The sequence below is a fragment of the Vibrio nigripulchritudo ATCC 27043 genome (genome assembly GCF_000222685.1).
In the GTDB taxonomy this organism is placed as follows: Bacteria; Pseudomonadota; Gammaproteobacteria; order Enterobacterales; family Vibrionaceae; genus Vibrio; species Vibrio nigripulchritudo.
Window position 1 is genome coordinate 141,065 of sequence record NZ_AFWJ01000267.1, and the last position, 18,111, is coordinate 159,175.

Sequence of the window (18,111 nt, forward strand, 5' to 3'; positions counted from 1 at the left end):
ATGTTGCCGTTTATTGATATTATCGGTGTGAAGCATATCATCAAATTAGAAAAAACAGCCAAATAGCCAAAATCGGTCTTGGTCATATTTACAGTTAATAGTGGAAGTAGTAGAAATGCCCCTGACCGCCCTATAGCCGTAAATATTATATATATTAGAGCTGTTTTAAACATTATCTCTTACTACTTTCGCAGGGTTTCCTGACGCTATAGTATTATCGGGAATATCCTTCGTTACAACACTTCCAGCCCCTACTATGACATTTTTCCCAATCGTCACACCCTTTAATATAATCACACCAGCACCAATCCAACTGTTATCGCCAATCGTAATTCTCGATATTTGAACATCAGACCAGTCTTTAGGCTTACCGACTAAGTAATCTGGCAAGTCATTTATTCTGATTTCTGGTCTCAATGAATGCCCGTTATTATCAGTAAAAAGACAGTTGAATGATACTAATACATTATTACCAATAATTACCGAATCAGCTATGGACAATATAGTTCCGGCTCCAATAGAACTGTTATTCCCTAGATGCAACACTGATTCATTTCTCTCAAAACTTACCAAAGCTCGACATATTGAACCCTCGCCTAAATGTAGCCTAGATATATCAGGGCTTACTCCATAAGCATATTGGACATTACCTAAATTGCTAAGCTTTGATTTGATGAGTTTAGATTTAATTTTCTTCAAGATTTTGAACAACATGATACTATATCTTTGCTTTCATTCTTCAATAATAAATTATGTACCATTTCAAGTGCTTTGTCTGACAAACCACTATCGCGTATTTCTTTCATCGAAACTGTGTTGTCAAAATATGATTTCAGCACGCTAGATTGAGCGGCTTTAACTTCCATGTAGGTATACATTGCACGCTTTGCTACATCCATATTGTCAAATGAGAAGTCTTTAACTCCTTCCAAGTATGTTATATATTCGGTTGCACTACTAAACTCTTCTGCTATACCTAATCCAGTGTGAGGACCATCTCCCGCTGTCACTACCTTTTTTCCCAATGATGCAGCTTCAAATGTAATTGTTCCTCTACAAGTAACTATAAAGTCAACTTCTTCAATCAATTGAAAGGTGCTCACGTCTGTGTCAGAATCCAAAAAGTATATGTTTTGAGGTATATCACCATCAAATACGTCATTGAGAATTGTAGCTACTTGCTCATTTGTTCCCAAATGTTTTTCTGAAGGGTGAGACTTGACAATCCAGTTAACATCATTTCTTTTTTCTGCAACTTTGAGTGTTTGTATTAACCAATCAATATAGTCATTAAACAAGCTTTCGTAACCAGGGTTATCCCATACTAGATGACAGGCGACTAAAGCAATAAATCTGTTTTCTTTCATATTCATTGATCTAATTCCCGAGCACTTATCTTTTTGATAACCTCCATCAAAGAGTTCTGTTCTTCCTTCAAAGCGTCTGCTAACAAATTCTTCAATTGCTAAACAATCAATTGCTTGTGCTTTAGACCAAGTTGATTCGTTAAAAGAAAACGGAAATCTTCTTACTACATTATTATAGTCAGATTGGCTAACGTAGCTTCTTCCACCTATTTTACCAGTTTTTCCGTAGGGAAATGACACTATTGTGTTTATGTTTTTATTCAAAGAAGCTATAAAGACGGGCAAAAAGGATGTATATGCGATATCTGATATCAATAAGCAGTTAATATTATTTTTATCTAAAATCTCATTCATTGCCATATAACGACTTAAGAACTGCTTAATTTCTTTTCTATAACGATAAATATCTAAACTATACCGCCCAACTTTAGAATTTCTAAGTTTGCTAAAATAAATATCTTGCCCTACATTAAATCCATTAAACTTCACATCTGTTATATACTTGAACTGTTTAGTAAAATTTGAAATATCATCTTCATTTATTCCCCGTTCAAATAGTGTAACTTCTTCTGCATCTAAATAGTTTTTCAAAAATTTATTTTGCCATAGATGTTTATCCATAGAGTTCTTATAAACCAGAAAGATTTTGTTTATTTTTTTTCTTTTAGTAAGTTGGATAAAAGCACTACATAATAGAAATTTAAAACATCATACCCGGTAAAGCACTCTATAGCTATATTAATTCCTTCGTTACTATTTCTTCTGTACTCACTTTTTTTAGGGATCCAAATATCTTTACTTGGAGAGAAGTTTTCAATTCTATATAATATGCTGTTCAAAAAACTCATTTAACACTATTGCCCCGCTATATAACAACCTTTCCCAAAGACAATAAAGTCTCTATTTTTATTCTTCGGTGAAGTTAATCTCTTAGTCAATCCATTTGGTAAGTTTATACTTCCTAGAAAATTATTATCCTCAGTAATTAGATGACTTAGATTATTCAACTTGTGAAGTTTATACCATTCGTATCCGCTTGATGTTACACCTAACCAGTCAAAAAACGGTTTAATATAAACTTTTGAATTCGTGTATTGAGCCGATATCCATTTACCCTCTTCGGCAGAGATCCTCCCATGTCGAATCTCTCTAGCTACGTGATCTGTTACTTTTCTATAGCCAATACGTTTATACTTTAGAATATCATGTAGATTGTAATAAACCGAGCTACCTGCTCTCTCATAGATGTCAAATGATGAATTATTCTGCTCAGGCTGAAACCCATGCTTTATCATTGCCTGATTTTGAGCTAGAGGATCCCAACGCATGTAGTTACTCAAATAGAGCCCTCGAACTCCACTACGAGAAATTGAACTTATTTCTGGATAGCGATAATAATTCAAATCACGTTCGTTTACTTGTGCACCATTACCAATGAGACACTCAATTTCTACGTTAAACAAATCGTGCTCTCGACGACTCCAACGGCTCATTTCTACAGTATCATGGTGAGAGAACTTCCCCACCTGCTCGACGGCTTGATTTTGCCCCCAAATAATGAGTGGGATTTTCCTTTCATGAGCAACATGCACAGGAAAAGCCGTATGCAGTTGTAAAAATGGGAGCATTATATGATCGAGTTTACGAAGCGATGTACGAACGAGGTCTTTATACACTCGCATGTCAGGGTTAAACACGAAAGAATCGACGTCAAAGTGGGTAATCAAATTGTGGAGATTATGCCAACCAATATCATTTTTGAAATAGTCATTTACACAAACAACTAAAGGGGACAGACCAGCATTTAGCACTTTACTCAGGGTATAATAATCTTCAGCATCACCAACAACAGGGACAACACAGTCATACCCACTATATTTTTTTTAAATCGTTCTAAGATAAATTCAAGCTCTTTCGCTTTATCATCCCAATTGATCTGATCTTTTTCTTTATGAGTCAAACACCCTGAGCATTCTCGCCCATTGACTGTGAGCCCAAATGGGTGATTAAGAGGATAGTGACATTTAGGACAATTTGGTAGCATGTTTGTAGCTCGTAATCGAATATTCTTTATGTAAGACCTTGTTATCAATCAATACAGAAGCAAGACCTTTCTCGCTCGCTATTCTCACAGACTCGTGACCAATACCACCACTCACAATGAGTTTGCTATTTTCAATTGGTATTGTTGACAATAACTCAAAGTCAAATTTGTTATGTTCACCTTCAGATGTAACATCAAACAAGATAATCTCATTCGCGTAAGATTGAATGAAAGAAAAGTCAACATCATCAATGGTAACAAAGGCCGACTTTTCGGAACAGAAAACTTCAAAGTCCCCATTAAGTGCTCTTATTGGTAGCAAGCATTGAATAGCCTGATGACCAAAAAGGTTCTTGGCTTCATCCAATAACGCATGGTCTTTAGCTAAAAATGCTGAAGAGAAAACCAACCTTTCAACAGGTAAGTCATTCAATAAAGCTAAATGCTTAAGCGAACGAATTCCCCCACCAAAACTAATTGGTGTCATCGTCTTCAACCGATGTAATACTTGAATATCTGCTTCAAACTGAGCAAACGTATCTTGGCCTCTTACAGGACGAATGATTGCGACTTCATCACATTGGTATTCCTCCAATGAATCCAACACACTTTGTAAGTCTCCAAGCGGTCGCAAAGCACTCCAATGGTAAGACTGCACACAACGCTGGGCACGCAATAATACGGTAGAACCAACTCGCATGTTTGCTCCCTATAGGATCATGTTGATTAAGTCTGTACCCGAGATTTGACTTTTTTCCGGGTGAAACTGAATACCAATGATATTGTCTTTAACCAACAAACCACTGTATTGAGAAAATGCTCTACTCACTGGAAGAGAAAAAGCGTCTTGACTTTTATTAATCACACCATATTCATGGTTGTAAAAAACACGTCCATTGAAAATGCGCTTTTGTGTAAGTTGATGCCTACAGCCAAATGACTGCCCTGCCATATCTTGACGACGGAAGGAAAGTGGTTCCCATGAGTTATGGGACACTTGCCCAATCAGACGTTCTACATGTCCATCAAGAAACCCTAAGCCTTCAACATGCCCATCTTCTTCTGAGTATTCCATCATTATCTGAAAACCTAAACAGATCCCCATTAGTCGACAACCTTTATCAACATGAGCCTTGATCGCTTCATCAAAATTACCAGCCTTAATACGTTGCATATAAGAGCCCGCGGAACCAACACCGGGTAATACTAACATTTCAGACTGTATATCATCAGGCTGAGTGACAATCCGCGTGGAAACGTTTGAATTCTCAATCCAGTTTTTGACTGAACGAATATTACCACTGCCAATATCTAAGATATCAACCTTCATAATCGACACCGACAGTAAACTTTCTGATTGGGCGTTGACCAAAGCGAATATCAAAAATAGAAGTGTTCACCCATTTATTGGCAATGTTCCAAAACTCATCAACCGTTATTCCGACATAGTCCGAATAGCTCTTAACAATACGGTCAGAACAAAGACCATCGTGCTTTTCCACGATCTCAATACCTTGTTCACGCGTGAGTTTACCAGAACGGATTTTTTCGTTCACCGCATCCGTTGCTCGACCAAACCCAAACTTGTAGTACTTAAGCATCATGTTGATATTAGTAAATTCTTCATCAAGCATAGAAGCATTGGAAAGATCTCCCGTTTCTAACTCTTCTCCTGGGCGTAAAGTAAGCCCCTGTAACGATGCGTATGTAGAGTTATCATCATTACTCCAGTCATCCCACGCAGGACCTAAGTAGAAAATATTAATTTTCTTTCGCTCAAACTCAATTTCATCTGGGTATAAGTAATGCTCGGCATGATAAGGGTACTTAACAGCCTCTTTCAGCCAATCAGTTCCGCCAGCAGTGAGTGTATTTAGACGGCGTAAGTTATTGCCATCAAACTCATCAAACCCCTCTACAGCAGCATCGCCAACTTGTAAGGCAGGGTTCTCCCCCCAAAAGATGGTATTAACACCTAACTCAATAGCCAAACGAGGAACAGTTGAGAACAGAGACATTTCCGTTGACTTACATACGTTACCAAATTGCTTAAACGACTCTAGAGCAAGCTGAGCGGCCGTTTGAGGGGCTGGGGTCGCAGCTATCACATCAAATCCCATTTCAATCAGGTTGGTGAGATTTTTAGCGCCAATTTCAGACATCTGTTTTGGTGGGTAGGCACAACAAACCAATAAAGGTCTTAACCCCAACCGATCCCTAACCCAGTGAGCCTGACGCGTGCTGTCTTTACCTCCACTAACGCCAACGATGCAATCGTAAGCCCCTTTATTCCTTTGCTTTTGACGACTTTTTTGGATCTTGTCTCGAAGCAAATTAAGCTTCAATCCCACGTTGTCGTGGTGTTCTGAAGCGGAATATCGGCAAGCAATACAAATCCCACCTGACAAAGACGCATTAGGTCGTAAGTCTGTCGTCAAACATTTTTGACAATATTTCATTACTTAACAGTCTCAATCACATCAAAAGTAAGAGGCGTTCCTCGCACAATGTTCTGCACGACTTTCTTTCCTAAGATTGCTTCATAGTGTTTAGGAGCAAGTCCAAATCCAGGGCGAATACTTCGAACATTTTCTGACGTAAGCATCTCACCTTCAGCTACATCTTTTACAACGTAAAGAGAACGGCGAAACTTTACATTGCCTTTTTCAGCTTCAGTTCTTTCATAATTAACTTGACCAAGAGCTTGCCATGCAGTTTTAGTGTCTTTACAAAGAGCTTCTAACTCCTGTGGTTCCAAAGAGAAACTATCATCTGGACCTCCACCATTTCGATCAAGTGTAACGTGTTTCTCAATCAAACATGCACCTAAAGCAACTGATGCTACTGCCGTTGCATTATCAATAGTGTGATCAGATAAGCCAGACAGAACATTAAAGCGACTTTGCATGTCTTTTATCGTTCGCAAGTTATATTGATCTGCGGGAGCTGGGTAGCCACTAACGCAGTGTAAAACAACAAGCTCTTTACAACCGTTGTCTTTTGCAACAGCAATAGCTTCGTAAATCTCTTCTTTGTTTGCCATTCCAGTTGACATGATCATAGGCTTACCAGTTTTAGCCACTTTCGCAATTAAAGCGTGATCAACCAGTTCGAAAGAAGCAATTTTATATGCTGGTGCATTCAACTCTTCAAGCAGGTCAACAGCTGTAAAGTCAAAAGGGGAGCTGAAGATCGTGATTCCTACCTCTTTTGCTTTCTCAAATAATGCTTCATGCCATTCCCACGGAGTATGGGCCCACTCGTAAAGTTGGTAAAGGCTATTTCCATCCCATAAGCCACCGTGGATCTGAAAGTCTTCTTTATCACAGTCAATCGTGATCGTATCTGGACGATAAGTTTGAAGCTTTATAGCATCAGCACCAGCTTTTTTGGCCATTTCAATAATCTTAAATGCATTATTGATATCGCCATTATGGTTGGCAGAAAGTTCAGCAATAATATATGGCTTATAATCTAAACCTATCTTTCTGCCATCAATTTCTATAAATGTGTTAGTCATCGACTTTCTCCAATCGAATTTTGTATTTTTGTCCTTGCACTACAATATAAGCAGGGTATCTATCTGGGTCGCTGATGCGTAGCAGGTTAAATTGAGAGACTATACTTTCATTAATATCAACTTGACTGTCTTCTGGAGCCCTTTTCCTATAATAATGACTCTCGCTGATTGGTTGGCTTTCTGGTTGTGAGGTATAAATATTTTCACACGCCCAATCCATCAACTGAAGTTCAGCTTCGAATAACTTGCTATTCACTTCGTCATACAGCTCGAGACCATCCAATGGTATTTTCAATTTCTGCCAAATGTCACCTGTGTCTACGCTATCTTCAGCGTTTAGTAATGAGAGTGTCAGCTCTTGTGATCCATTTAACACGTCCCAAATATGAGGGCTCCAACCTCGCCCTTGAGGTAAATCACTCGCATGTAGCACTAATGTAAAGTTGAATTTATCTCTTATGTCTTGTCTAACAATCTCGGAACAAGAAATCAAAAAAAGAATATCTCCACCTTCTCGTATTGAATTCACAGAATTCAATATCTTAATATCGTACTTACTCTCATTTACTTTTTGCCAATGATGCAAATACTTGTAAACTGGGTGGCTGCTATCACTACATAAAATTGTTATTTTCATTCTCTAACTCTATGATTTCTGACACAACTCTACGAGTACCTAAACCATCACATACTCTTAAATTGTTTAAGTGCATTTGATGCCAGTCTGAACACACTTCTATATAAGTGTGAAATAACTCACTTCCGATAGAGCTCAGTTCAACCTTACGAGATAAATTCTCGGTGACCAACTGATGACAAATATCTTTTTGATTATCCGCTAACGGCACTACGATACTGGGTAACCCCAAACAAGCTCTTTCCCAGCTAGTGCTCCCCGGAGCACCTATTGCGATATCATGATCCAACATCATTTGAGCCATATCATTAGTAAAATCAATATGTTTAATATTGCCTTTAGTCTTGCACCAATCGGAAACTTGATTGTAATGTGGAGACCGCGAACTCATTAATACTGTAATTTTGGCACAAACGTTTTCACGCTCAAGAGACTCCAACACTTGAAATGTCGCATTAGGTAAATCGACACCTCCCATCGAAATCAAAATCTTCGGGGTATCCAGGTTTGGCTGCCTGTTTTCTGCAGAGCTTCTAAACTCACTGAATTTAGGACTCAACAACGCATAATCTACACCAGCGAGCACCTTACCCGCTGTTTTATACCCAATGGCTTTTCTAGACAGAGTTTGGTCGACTACAATATCGGCATAGTGTTTTCTAACAAGATCATCAATGGCTAATATACGAACACCAGTACGCTGCTTTATTTGCTTCTGCCAATCGTGACCTAGCGCGTAATGATCACTTATGACCCAATCCACGCCGTCTAAATGTGGAAGCAAGTCATCAGCATCCTCTTTCACACTACGTTGAAGCCAACCTAGATAATCGCTACTGTTCTTTGGGGTGATCTGACATTCTGGTGGCGTGAGTTTGATAACCGAGTATCCACGCTCTTGAATAAAATGACACAAATCCCCTTCTTGAGGGAGACACGCAAAAACTACTTGATAGCTGTGCTTAGTTAGCTCATCAGCTAAGACCAAGCAGCGCATTACATGCCCACTACCAATCCAAACAGATGCATCCACACGAAAGATTACTTTTTTCATAGTGCTTACTAAAGAATACTAAACAGCTTCTCTGCCAACTCCCAATCCTCGGGAGTATCGATATCTTGAACACGGCACCTAGGCAGAAGTACAACTTTAGAATGTGGAGAGAAAATCGATAGCTTGTTTAAAAACGCTGTAGTTTGTCCCCAATAAAACTGACCAGCATCATGGTAGCCTTCTTCAAGATCCTGTGACCTTACCTGTTCATTTTCAGGTGAAAACATCGAAACAGAGCCTTGTTCATCAAGCTTTATTGCGCGCTGAATTGGAAACGGAAATGATGTGGCACTAAATACGAATTGTACCGTATCGTCACGAATTAGTTCGTAACCTTTCTGAAGATCTTCAGGCAAAATAAACGGCGCAGTTGCATACAAACAACAGACTGCATCTATCTGCCAACCTTCACTTTTACACCATCGGATAGCATGCTCCATTACATCCATGGTGGTCGCATAATCATCAGAAATATCTTTGGGACGAAGAAACGGTACATCCGCACCATATGTTTTCGCGACTTCTGCAATTTCTGAATCGTCCGTCGAGACTATCACTTTATCAAAGCAACCTGATGCTTTAGCAGCTTCTATCGAATAAGCGATCATCGGTTTACCGTGAAATGGCTTAATGTTTTTTCTCGGTATGCGCTTACTACCACCTCGAGCTGGAATAATCGCGACTTTCATTAGCACCCCTGCAAAATTTCAGTAAGTACCTGAACAACCGTATCTTGCTGCTCTTCCGTCATACAATGGAACATAGGAAGAGAAATAGCTTCACTGTAATAGCGCTCAGACTCTGGGAAGTCTCCTGCACTGAAGCCCATTCTTTCATAATATGGCTGAGTGTGAACAGGAATGTAGTGCAAATTCACCCCAACCCCTTTTCCTCTCAAAGCATCAAACACTTCTTTGTGTGTCAAAGATAGCTTATCTAACTGTAACCGGATCACATAAAGATGAAGACCAGAGTAAGTATTCTCCAACTGATACGGCAATACTACAGGTAGTGTCTTCAATAACTCATTATAGCGCTCTGCAAGTTGGTGACGTGCCGTAATAAAATCGTCTAAACGTTTCATCTGGGAAACACCCAGCGCAGCTTGAAGTTCTGTCATACGGTAGTTAAATCCTAAATCGATCTGTTGGTAGTACCAACCACCGTGGCTTTCACCTTCCATTTGCTCTGAGTCACGAGTAATCCCATGGCTACGAAGCAAAGTCATCTTATCAGACAAGGCTTTTTGGTTAGTCATTGCGGCACCACCTTCCGCTGTCGTTACAATTTTGACCGGATGAAAGCTAAATACTGTAATGTCAGAGTATTTACAATTCCCTATCGGTAAATCTTGATATTTGCCACCAATAGCATGGGATGCATCTTCAATTACCTTAAAGTTATATTCTTTTGCCAACTTAGCAATCGCTTTCATATCACATGGTTGACCACATAAATGCACTGGTACAACAACTTTTGGAAGCTTACCTTCAGCTTTCGCTTGAATTAACTTTTCTTCTAAGCGTTTTGGACACATATTGTAAGTGTCAGGGTCAATATCAACAAAGTCGACCTTTGCGCCACAGTACAAACCACAGTTTGCTGACGCAACAAAGGTAATTGGAGAAGTCCAAAGCCAATCTCCCTCCTCTAAGCCCAAAGCAATACAAGCAATGTGTAACGCTGATGTTGCACTGTTAACCGCTAGTGCATAACTAGCACCAGTATGCTCAATAAGTGCTTGCTCAAATGCTGGAACTTGAGGCCCCTGAGTTAAAAAGTCTGAGTTCAAAACGTCAACAACACTATCAATGTCTTGTTGATTAATATCTTGCTTACCGTAAGGAATCACTACTGTTCTCACACTGTAAAGTTTGGATCAACGTGTTCTTTAATTAGCTCGCGTAGGCTTTCAATACTCTCCCACTCTGTGTTTGTACCCGAGTTATATTTGAAGCCAAACGGTACTTTTTCAGCTTTGTGGTGATCTAGATACTCTTGCTCCGTATAAGTGAACGATACAGAAGGTAGAATGGCGTAATACTTACCAAGATCGATCGTATTTAGAGAGTCTGTATCTGTGATCATTTCTTCATGCAGTTTCTCTCCAGGACGAATGCCAACCACTTTGGTCTCACATTCAGGAGCAATCGCTTCGGCGATATCTAAGATCTTGTATGATGGAATTTTGGGTACGAATATCTCGCCACCAAGATGGTTTTCGAGAGCGTACATCACCATATTCACACCATCTTGCAATGAAATATTGAAGCGTGTCATCTCTTCATGAGTAATTGGTAATACACCTTCCGTGCGCTTGTTCAAAAAGAATGGAATCACTGAACCGCGAGACCCCATTACGTTACCGTAGCGTACAACACTAAAGCGAATATCTTTTGAGCCTTTGATGTTATTTGCTGCTGTAAATAGCTTATCTGATGCCAGTTTAGTCGCACCATAAAGGTTGATTGGCGCGCAAGCTTTATCAGTTGATAACGCTACAACATCTTTTACACCACAAGTTAATGCCGCGTTAATTACGTTCTCAGCACCATCTACATTCGTTCGAATACACTCCGTTGGGTTGTACTCAGCCGTATCAACTTGTTTGATTGCGGCGGCATGAATGATCACGTCAACACCTTCACAAGCTTGAACCATACGGTTGCGGTCACGAACATCACCAATAAAGAAGCGAAGTTGTGGGTAGTCTTTTTGAGGATATTGTTGTTTTATTTCAAACTGTTTCAGTTCATCTCTAGAAAAGATTATAATTTTTTTAACTTCAGTGTAACGCTCTAGTATCGTTTTGATGAACTGCTTACCGAATGAGCCTGTGCCACCAGTAATTAAAACTACTTTGTTATTTAACATTTATATACTCTTTTAACATATTTGTATTTCATTTATCGGAAGGAATAAAAAGAACACTGACACCGAATAATCTTCCCCGTCATTACTGGATTGCAAGAACCTTACTTAAGTAATTTTATATTCTGCACATTGCATCCATTTAAGTTTGATACCACGTCGAGAAATTTTCCTGCAGTCGGGGAGAGTTAAAACTGCTGGCGCACTTTTGACCAATTTTAGCTTGTTCTAGCACAAAATTATTTCACTTCACTGAAATCTATCACTATGTGGGTAAAACCTTCTAGCTTATTCTTAATTCATATGCAGCACGTACCACTAGACGTGATATCTCCATTTCCGGCATCATCACAACAGTCCTCACTAACTGAAAACACCCTTGAAACTAGTTGTTCTTACACTGCAAACAAATATTTTATCTCTTAAAAATATACCTGATTAAAACAAATCCGATGCCTGCCATCCCTCCCAGTAACGTCGCTAACACGCATATTAGTGCTCGCTTTGGCCCAGTCTTCTCCTCTGGTACTACTGCTGGGTCTAATACTTTGAATGCAAACTCTGTTTCAACTTCGGCCAACATTAAATTTTTAGTTTGCTCTTCAATTAATTGAAAGAAAACTGTTCGCATATCAGCTATGTTAGTCTTGTTCAATTGCTGCTCTAAATAACCAATATTTCGTTTAGTTTCGTTTAAAGATTTATCTTTCATCCATGCGTTTATATCAGCAATCAATAACTCAACCCAACGTTGTGCAATTATTGGAGATTGATGGGTAATTGAGACGCTAACTAAACCCGTTTCCTTTGCGACCGAAGTTGACAAAATGGCTCTAAAAGCCTTATAAGACTCCCAATCTGTTGGGACAACCGAATGACCAGCTGGTACCTGTCGAACCCATTGCTTGACTGAGATATCATATGAGTCGGGATTGAGTTTAAGCTCTCCACTGTCTTTGTGCCATTCAGCCGAAGCCATTAGTGGCACCAATAAATTGTGCTTTTGGATAAAGTAATTAATAAATTGTCGAGACTGAAGTACTGCAAGGGTAATGGCTGTGTTATCGCTCCCACTTCCCCCAAGATTGATGCCTGCTAGAGATGCTAAGCCACCAAATTGTGATGCCATGGTCGCCATACCTCCTTTCCGACTATCGCTGGTAGCAGCCAAAACCGCAGTTGCTTTATAGATATTAGGCTTTGAAAGCGCATAGAGGACACCGCCCGCGGCAAAAGTAATAGTAAATAAAATGATTATCCACTTCCCTTTCCATTGAGCTGAAAACAACTCTCTTAAATCAATTTCGTGATTTTCAGAAATCGAGGGCTGAGGATAATAAGGCGGAGACGGTTGGTTTAGCGGTGATCGTTGATTCATATTGATACCTAAAAACGGAACACGTAAATAATCGTGCTCCAAGTACATATTTAGAAAATAGTTGTAATCATTAATTAATCTGTAACTGCCTTCCAAGCAACACCAATCTGGTAAAGAATTTGGGTAGCTGACGTCAATGTACTTAGTCCATCTAAGTAATCAGTATCAATTGGCACTATAATCGTGTCACCTGGTGCCAGTGGCTTGTCTTTGCGACTAAACCAGAATGAATTGTTTGGTAGCATTACAGACCCGTCAGCTCTAACTATATAGATACGATCTGTATCTGCCTGCTTTTTAGTACCACCCGCTGATTGCAAATATTCTTCCACTGTCATACTTGGGCGAAAGGTATGGTTAGAAGCATATTGAACTTCTCCCATAATACTGATCGTTGGATTCTTCGCTGGAATATACAGCTTGTCACCTTTTTCAAGCATTACGTCAGATATTGGATCTTTTGCCATTGCTTCAGATAAGTTGATAACAAGTCGTCCAACCGCCTCGGTTTTTGAAAGCTCTTCTGCAATTTCCATAGCCTGTGCAGGGGGAGTTGTATAAGTTGCGGATGAACTTTGCCTTCTAAGTGCAAGGCTGCCTATCTCTTGCTTTAGCTGCATGTTAAGCAGCCTCAATCGCTCTTGCTCCTGACGCTTAAGCCTTACACGGCTGAACACAGCACCTTTAGCGTATGCATATTCTGTTAAGCCACCAGCGCGGTTGATTACGTCGCTTAGTGTCTCACCGCGTTGAAAGCTATATCTGCCAGGGAATACAACTTCACCTTGAAGCTCAACCACCATATCTTGCTGCCAATTTGGCTGAGTTTTAATTACGATATGATCTTGTGCTTTTAGCTCTAGCATCGAATTACCAGCTAGTACATCACGCAGTGAGAATGGTATGTGGCGGGACTCAAAGCTCTCGCCAGTACGTTGGCTACGTGTAACCTCCGCTTGCGTTAAGTAGGCTCTTTCACTCAAACCACCTGCGGCTTGAAGGAGCTTGATTAGCGTTTCGCCAGCAGGTAACGGATACGTTCCCGGAAACTTCACAGCCCCTGAGATTTCCACAAGCTTGGCTGGTTCTTCAAAACTTGATTGCGCTTTCAGTCGTTCGATTATTGGATTGAGCAACTGTTCACGACTTGATTGTTTGATGTTGTCTGCATTCGCGATCGTATCCGCTTCTTGAACGTTTATTTCATTGACGCTTTCATTGATAACAACCGCTCCCGTCTCGACATCAATCATTTCTTGATGCTTCTCGACCAACCCCTTTTTAGCCTGGGCTTTTTTGTTCTTTTGGGTGCCGTACCAGTAACCAAGCTCTAAACCATTATCGAAAACAAAGATTTGGTCTCGCTCTTTCAGTCTCAAGTTCTCTTTAGATCTTCTGTTTTCTATAACTTGACCAAGGTTAAACTGGAGAACTTCAATATCTCTGTTAGCGTTGATTTCTCGGACGATAAGCGCATATTCTAGGTCGGCATTAAGTTTAAGATCCTTTTCAACGGAGCCAATTACATCTGAGATTCTCATCCCTTTCTTATATTCAATGGATCCTTGCCTGACTACTTCACCACGAATAGCGACGGCACCTTGAAGATTATTGGAGGAAGTGGCAACCTCAATTTCATCTCCTGACTTAACCATAAAATTAAGACCTGAGGATTGTGTAATGTCGAGTGTAAATTGCTCTTGACCACTAGCTGTTTGTCTACGAACACTTATCTTGGAAAGATATGCTTGAGGCAGCATACCACCAGATAACGATAATACGTTTTCTAAAGATGTAGAACCAGAAAGCTCATAGATAGCAGGTCTTAAAACCTGTCCATCAACGGTAACCGTAGACGACTTCGTTGGAATAAAGAGTGTATCACCGGCACGAAGGCGTACATCTGACGATATATCGCCATCCATAAGGAGCGCATAAAGGTCTAATGTTGCAACAATTGCGCCTTTGCGTTTTAGCTGAATGTTTCTTAAACTTCCGCTCTCTTTTATACCGCCGCTAGCAACAAGTGCCTGTGTCATTGTTGTAAGACCATTGACGTTGTATGCGCCAGGCTGCGTTGATTCACCAACGATGTAAACCTGCATAGTTCGCATATTGCCCATGGTCACAACGACATCTACGCCCAAAACTTTTTGTTCTACCAGCTGTTTTATTTGTTCTCTAATTTGAGCGAAGGACTGACCAGATACGGCTACTGGACCAAATTCTGGAAAGTAGACCTTTCCTTCTCTATCAACTTTTAAGCGAAACTCTTGGTTGGTTTTGCCGTATAGTTGAACTTTCAACTCGTCACCAGATTCCACAACATAATCTAGCGGTACCGGAAGATTATCTATAGCCGTAAAACCCTGAGATTCGCCAAGTAGAACATCGTAGCCGAATGCCTTGAGCTCATCGTCATCTAGACTAGCTTCAGTTTTAGCATCAGTTTCAGCCGTACGAATATTCGGCGTTACTCTTTCAGGAGCATTAGTCATTTTTTGCGAGTCATCAGAATCGGCTTGCTCTGCACCAGGAAGCGCATTTAATTCAATTCCATACTGACGAGCCAATTGCTCCTGCTGGGCTTTAGGCAAACTCTTAAATTGAGCCATCTGAGCTGCCGTTGGTGATGCTGCGATCCCACTAAAACTTACGGTTGATATACACAAAGCTAAGAATCGAGTTTTGAAGGAGTTTTTCATACTTAACGTCACTGTTGAAAGCTCACAGATACTAATATCACGAGCAAAATGTCATTTATTTTATTTGTTTACATATCGCGTATAACTAGAAGCGGAACTCATAGCCTGTCCAAAATGAGGTTTGACTTTCTCGCTCATCATTTTGACTATATCCAGCTCCAACATGAACCATACCAGCTAAAGCAGGTAATCGATAAGATAGCTGGCCCGTACTGCTTCGCTCCTGATCTTGCTTTGAATCCCGCACAACAAGACTGAGTTTGTGATCGTTTTCTAGCTGAATATATAAGGCCGCAGAAACACTGCTGTCTAGAGTGTATGTGCTTCGCATCTGATTATTATGAGATGAGGGGTAATTATTTCTCTGCCAATGCGAATCACCACTGTCAAGCTTGCCTTTTGTTGAGTTTTGTTTTTCTAGAACCAATCGCCACGTTTGGTCAAATAAATCGAGCTGCCCAGTCCAGCCATAAAGGTACGCGCCAAGCTTTGTTATGTCAGAAGTTGACGCTAGCTCAGTATAGACAGAGTGATACATTCCATTCATTTCTGGTAGAGAGAATTTTAAATCCAAAGCACTTTGCTGCTCACCACCTCCAAGATTCGCTCCATCAAACCATGCTTGGTAAGTAATACCGATATCTAACCAACGACTGGGTTTTAACGTGAAACGAGAAGCGTTGTGCCGCTCATAGGTGGAATCATCGGTAAATCCGATGATACTTTCAACACTCCACCCACCCAAGTAGTCATTACTGCTAATATAACTAATACTTAAATCTGGACTCGAAGCGCTATTACTGCCCAATATTAAATTGTGTTGCCAGCCTTGCCCCCACCAGCGGTCTAAATCGCCGAAAGAAAGCAACCACTTCCCAGCATTTAAAGAAAGATAGCTATCATCCCAAACAAACTGGCTTTCACTTGCTTGATTGGCATATCCAGTAGATACGCGGAAAGCAAAGCTATCTTCCAAAGACTCATAACTGGCATATGCTCCCCATTTCTTTTGGTTAAACTCCCCGAAGCTATTGAGTTCAGGATCATGACTTCCCAAGATGACCTTGGCAGCGCGATTACCGCGCTGATATTTTGCCGAGTTCAAAGCATAGCCAACATGCGCTTTGGGTCGCTCTAACTCTATATTGTTATTAGTAGAACCGCTTAAATAATCTCCTATGGTCGCCCATCTTAAGGGATAGTGATTGACTGAAGAATTGAACAGACCAGCGTCAGAAAGTAAGACAACATCTGAACGAAGGAAAGGATCGGTAGCTTCTAACCATGGGGAGGAAAATGAATGCATTGGGGTGAAACATAGTGAAGATAGAGCAGCTAATCGCGTTAAAGCTGGTCTTGTCAAAGCCAAAGAAGTGCAATGAGAATTTGTCACGAGGGTGCGTCCTGTCATAATGCAACTCGTCTTTTAAACACGCTACCGCCCATTAGCAAACGCATAGCCACATTACGTATCATCTATCCAAGTATTGTATTCAACACGGCACTTTCTAGGTATCTTCTTAATATCGTGCCGACTATTTGGGTCACCATTATCCACACTGCGAGTCAAATCTCAACGTGCCTATTCTGCTATTTGATAAAAATACATCATTCATTTATCTCAAAAACACACTCAAGCCACATAGCTTCGAGGTTTTATATAGAACGCTTATTTAGAGCAACTGCGTAACTATTTATTTATACGAAAGAAATTTCAAATATCATCTCAAACAAAATGAAAGGTCTACCTACACAGATCACTTCAAATCATCGCCAGTTAAACTGTTGTAATATCTATTCATTATTTAAACTCTTAGCGATACATGACGACAAGACGGAGTTTCCTTTTAATGTTGCATAAGGCTGAACAACACTCAGCATCTGTTTAACTCCACTAATTACGTCACTTTTCGTGACTTTTGTCTCATGTTTCAATGCTGCCTGATAGTTAAACCAGTTAGTGGTGACTAAATGCATATTTGTGATAATTGCTTCTTGCTCTTTGTCATTCATCGCTAGTAGCTCGGCATCCCGAAAAAGAAGACAGACTTGCCTTAAATTCTCCCTCAAACGCTTTTGAGTAGCTGAGTACCTTGCATGCAATTCAGCATCATTGGAAAGGAGCTCCGGAAGATTTGAGTAGAAAAAACGATATTTCCACATCATATTAAAGATACTGCCCATATACGTTTCGAAAAGATTAACCGAATTGTCTGATTCTATAGGTGTAAATGAAGTCAAAAGTTCATTTTCGTAGATATCATATATGCTTTGGATAATTTCTTTTTTGTTTCTGAAGTGATAATAAAGGTTACCAGGACTTATGTTTAAATTTTCGGCAATATGATTGGTGGTGATATTTCGCTCCCCCCTTTCATTAAAAAGCTCCAAGGCGGTAAGCACAATTTTTAATTTTGTCTTCATATAATATCCATTTAATGGTAAGTCATTCCCAAGACCCGACACAACGAGACTCTAGTTTGACAAAAAATTTCAATAAACTTGGTCTGATCTGCTTACTGATTATTTACTTTT

The 18,111-nt window shown here is 40.0% G+C and carries 16 protein-coding genes; all 16 read right to left on the bottom strand.

The genetic code is table 11. The annotated features are described in order from the left end of the window. Nucleotides 1-165: 165 nt before the first annotated feature. The gene (locus tag RH89_RS18825) at nucleotides 166-714 is read right to left on the bottom strand and encodes a DapH/DapD/GlmU-related protein (protein ID WP_004405438.1); all 549 of its coding nucleotides are present in this window, start codon (nucleotides 712-714) and stop codon (nucleotides 166-168) included. Then, nucleotides 696-1,988: a hypothetical protein gene (locus RH89_RS18830; protein ID WP_004405440.1), complete on the bottom strand. Its 1,293-nt coding sequence runs from the start codon at nucleotides 1,986-1,988 to the stop codon at nucleotides 696-698. The genes RH89_RS18825 and RH89_RS18830 overlap by 19 nt, the downstream gene beginning before the upstream one ends. Before the next feature lie 233 nt (nucleotides 1,989-2,221). Further along, the gene (locus RH89_RS18835) at nucleotides 2,222-3,178 is read right to left on the bottom strand and encodes an adenine nucleotide alpha hydrolase family protein (protein WP_004405444.1); all 957 of its coding nucleotides are present in this window, start codon (nucleotides 3,176-3,178) and stop codon (nucleotides 2,222-2,224) included. 213 nt (nucleotides 3,179-3,391) lie between these two features. Then, nucleotides 3,392-4,111 (bottom strand): HisA/HisF-related TIM barrel protein, encoded by a 720-nt coding sequence (locus tag RH89_RS18845; protein ID WP_004405446.1) that lies wholly within the window; start codon nucleotides 4,109-4,111, stop codon nucleotides 3,392-3,394. A 9-nt stretch (nucleotides 4,112-4,120) separates the two neighbouring features. After that, the gene (hisH, locus tag RH89_RS18850; protein ID WP_004405447.1) at nucleotides 4,121-4,741 is read right to left on the bottom strand and encodes an imidazole glycerol phosphate synthase subunit HisH; all 621 of its coding nucleotides are present in this window, start codon (nucleotides 4,739-4,741) and stop codon (nucleotides 4,121-4,123) included. After that, a complete protein-coding gene (locus RH89_RS18855) occupies nucleotides 4,731-5,870 on the bottom strand; it encodes an N-acetyl sugar amidotransferase (protein WP_004405448.1) in 1,140 nt (379 codons plus the stop codon). Before RH89_RS18855 ends, hisH begins: the two co-directional genes overlap by 11 nt. Continuing rightward, nucleotides 5,870-6,931 (bottom strand): pseudaminic acid synthase, encoded by a 1,062-nt coding sequence (gene pseI / locus RH89_RS18860; protein ID WP_004405449.1) that lies wholly within the window; start codon nucleotides 6,929-6,931, stop codon nucleotides 5,870-5,872. The genes RH89_RS18855 and pseI overlap by 1 nt, the downstream gene beginning before the upstream one ends. Then, entirely contained in the window at nucleotides 6,924-7,568 is a 645-nt protein-coding gene (locus RH89_RS18865; RefSeq protein ID WP_004405450.1) for a formyltransferase family protein, read from the bottom strand. Before RH89_RS18865 ends, pseI begins: the two co-directional genes overlap by 8 nt. After that, a complete protein-coding gene (gene pseG, locus RH89_RS18870; RefSeq protein ID WP_004405451.1) occupies nucleotides 7,546-8,622 on the bottom strand; it encodes a UDP-2,4-diacetamido-2,4,6-trideoxy-beta-L-altropyranose hydrolase in 1,077 nt (358 codons plus the stop codon). The genes RH89_RS18865 and pseG overlap by 23 nt, the downstream gene beginning before the upstream one ends. An 8-nt stretch (nucleotides 8,623-8,630) precedes the next feature. Further along, entirely contained in the window at nucleotides 8,631-9,311 is a 681-nt protein-coding gene (gene pseF, locus RH89_RS18875) for a pseudaminic acid cytidylyltransferase (RefSeq protein ID WP_004405452.1), read from the bottom strand. Next, nucleotides 9,311-10,474: a UDP-4-amino-4,6-dideoxy-N-acetyl-beta-L-altrosamine transaminase gene (gene pseC, locus RH89_RS18880; protein WP_004405453.1), complete on the bottom strand. Its 1,164-nt coding sequence runs from the start codon at nucleotides 10,472-10,474 to the stop codon at nucleotides 9,311-9,313. The genes pseF and pseC overlap by 1 nt, the downstream gene beginning before the upstream one ends. An 8-nt stretch (nucleotides 10,475-10,482) precedes the next feature. Then, a complete protein-coding gene (gene pseB / locus RH89_RS18885) occupies nucleotides 10,483-11,496 on the bottom strand; it encodes a UDP-N-acetylglucosamine 4,6-dehydratase (inverting) (RefSeq protein WP_004405454.1) in 1,014 nt (337 codons plus the stop codon). Between the two features lie 412 nt (nucleotides 11,497-11,908). After that, nucleotides 11,909-12,871: a Wzz/FepE/Etk N-terminal domain-containing protein gene (locus RH89_RS18890; RefSeq protein WP_004405455.1), complete on the bottom strand. Its 963-nt coding sequence runs from the start codon at nucleotides 12,869-12,871 to the stop codon at nucleotides 11,909-11,911. Nucleotides 12,872-12,945: 74 nt separating this feature from the next. Then, complete coding sequence (locus RH89_RS18895) at nucleotides 12,946-15,576, bottom strand: SLBB domain-containing protein (RefSeq protein ID WP_004405456.1); 2,631 nt, start codon at nucleotides 15,574-15,576, stop codon at nucleotides 12,946-12,948. An 85-nt stretch (nucleotides 15,577-15,661) separates the two neighbouring features. Further along, entirely contained in the window at nucleotides 15,662-16,987 is a 1,326-nt protein-coding gene (locus RH89_RS18900) for a capsule assembly Wzi family protein (protein ID WP_038146671.1), read from the bottom strand. 383 nt (nucleotides 16,988-17,370) lie between these two features. Continuing rightward, nucleotides 17,371-18,000 carry a TetR/AcrR family transcriptional regulator gene (locus tag RH89_RS18905; protein WP_004405458.1) on the bottom strand — a complete coding sequence of 210 codons (630 nt, stop codon included), beginning with the start codon at nucleotides 17,998-18,000 and terminating at the stop codon, nucleotides 17,371-17,373. Nucleotides 18,001-18,111: the final 111 nt, after the last annotated feature.

Coding starts and splice junctions, on each gene's coding strand:
- pseB (WP_004405454.1), bottom strand. CDS start 11,496: ATGTTAAATAACAAAGTAGTTTTAATTACTGGTGGCACAGGCTCATTC.
- RH89_RS18900 (WP_038146671.1), bottom strand. CDS start 16,987: ATGACAGGACGCACCCTCGTGACAAATTCTCATTGCACTTCTTTGGCT.
- RH89_RS18890 (WP_004405455.1), bottom strand. CDS start 12,871: ATGAATCAACGATCACCGCTAAACCAACCGTCTCCGCCTTATTATCCT.
- RH89_RS18865 (WP_004405450.1), bottom strand. CDS start 7,568: ATGAAAATAACAATTTTATGTAGTGATAGCAGCCACCCAGTTTACAAG.
- RH89_RS18825 (WP_004405438.1), bottom strand. CDS start 714: ATGTTGTTCAAAATCTTGAAGAAAATTAAATCTAAACTCATCAAATCA.
- RH89_RS18845 (WP_004405446.1), bottom strand. CDS start 4,111: ATGCGAGTTGGTTCTACCGTATTATTGCGTGCCCAGCGTTGTGTGCAG.
- pseI (WP_004405449.1), bottom strand. CDS start 6,931: ATGACTAACACATTTATAGAAATTGATGGCAGAAAGATAGGTTTAGAT.
- RH89_RS18905 (WP_004405458.1), bottom strand. CDS start 18,000: ATGAAGACAAAATTAAAAATTGTGCTTACCGCCTTGGAGCTTTTTAAT.
- pseG (WP_004405451.1), bottom strand. CDS start 8,622: ATGAAAAAAGTAATCTTTCGTGTGGATGCATCTGTTTGGATTGGTAGT.
- hisH (WP_004405447.1), bottom strand. CDS start 4,741: ATGAAGGTTGATATCTTAGATATTGGCAGTGGTAATATTCGTTCAGTC.
- pseF (WP_004405452.1), bottom strand. CDS start 9,311: ATGAAAGTCGCGATTATTCCAGCTCGAGGTGGTAGTAAGCGCATACCG.
- RH89_RS18895 (WP_004405456.1), bottom strand. CDS start 15,576: ATGAAAAACTCCTTCAAAACTCGATTCTTAGCTTTGTGTATATCAACC.
- RH89_RS18855 (WP_004405448.1), bottom strand. CDS start 5,870: ATGAAATATTGTCAAAAATGTTTGACGACAGACTTACGACCTAATGCG.
- RH89_RS18830 (WP_004405440.1), bottom strand. CDS start 1,988: ATGGATAAACATCTATGGCAAAATAAATTTTTGAAAAACTATTTAGAT.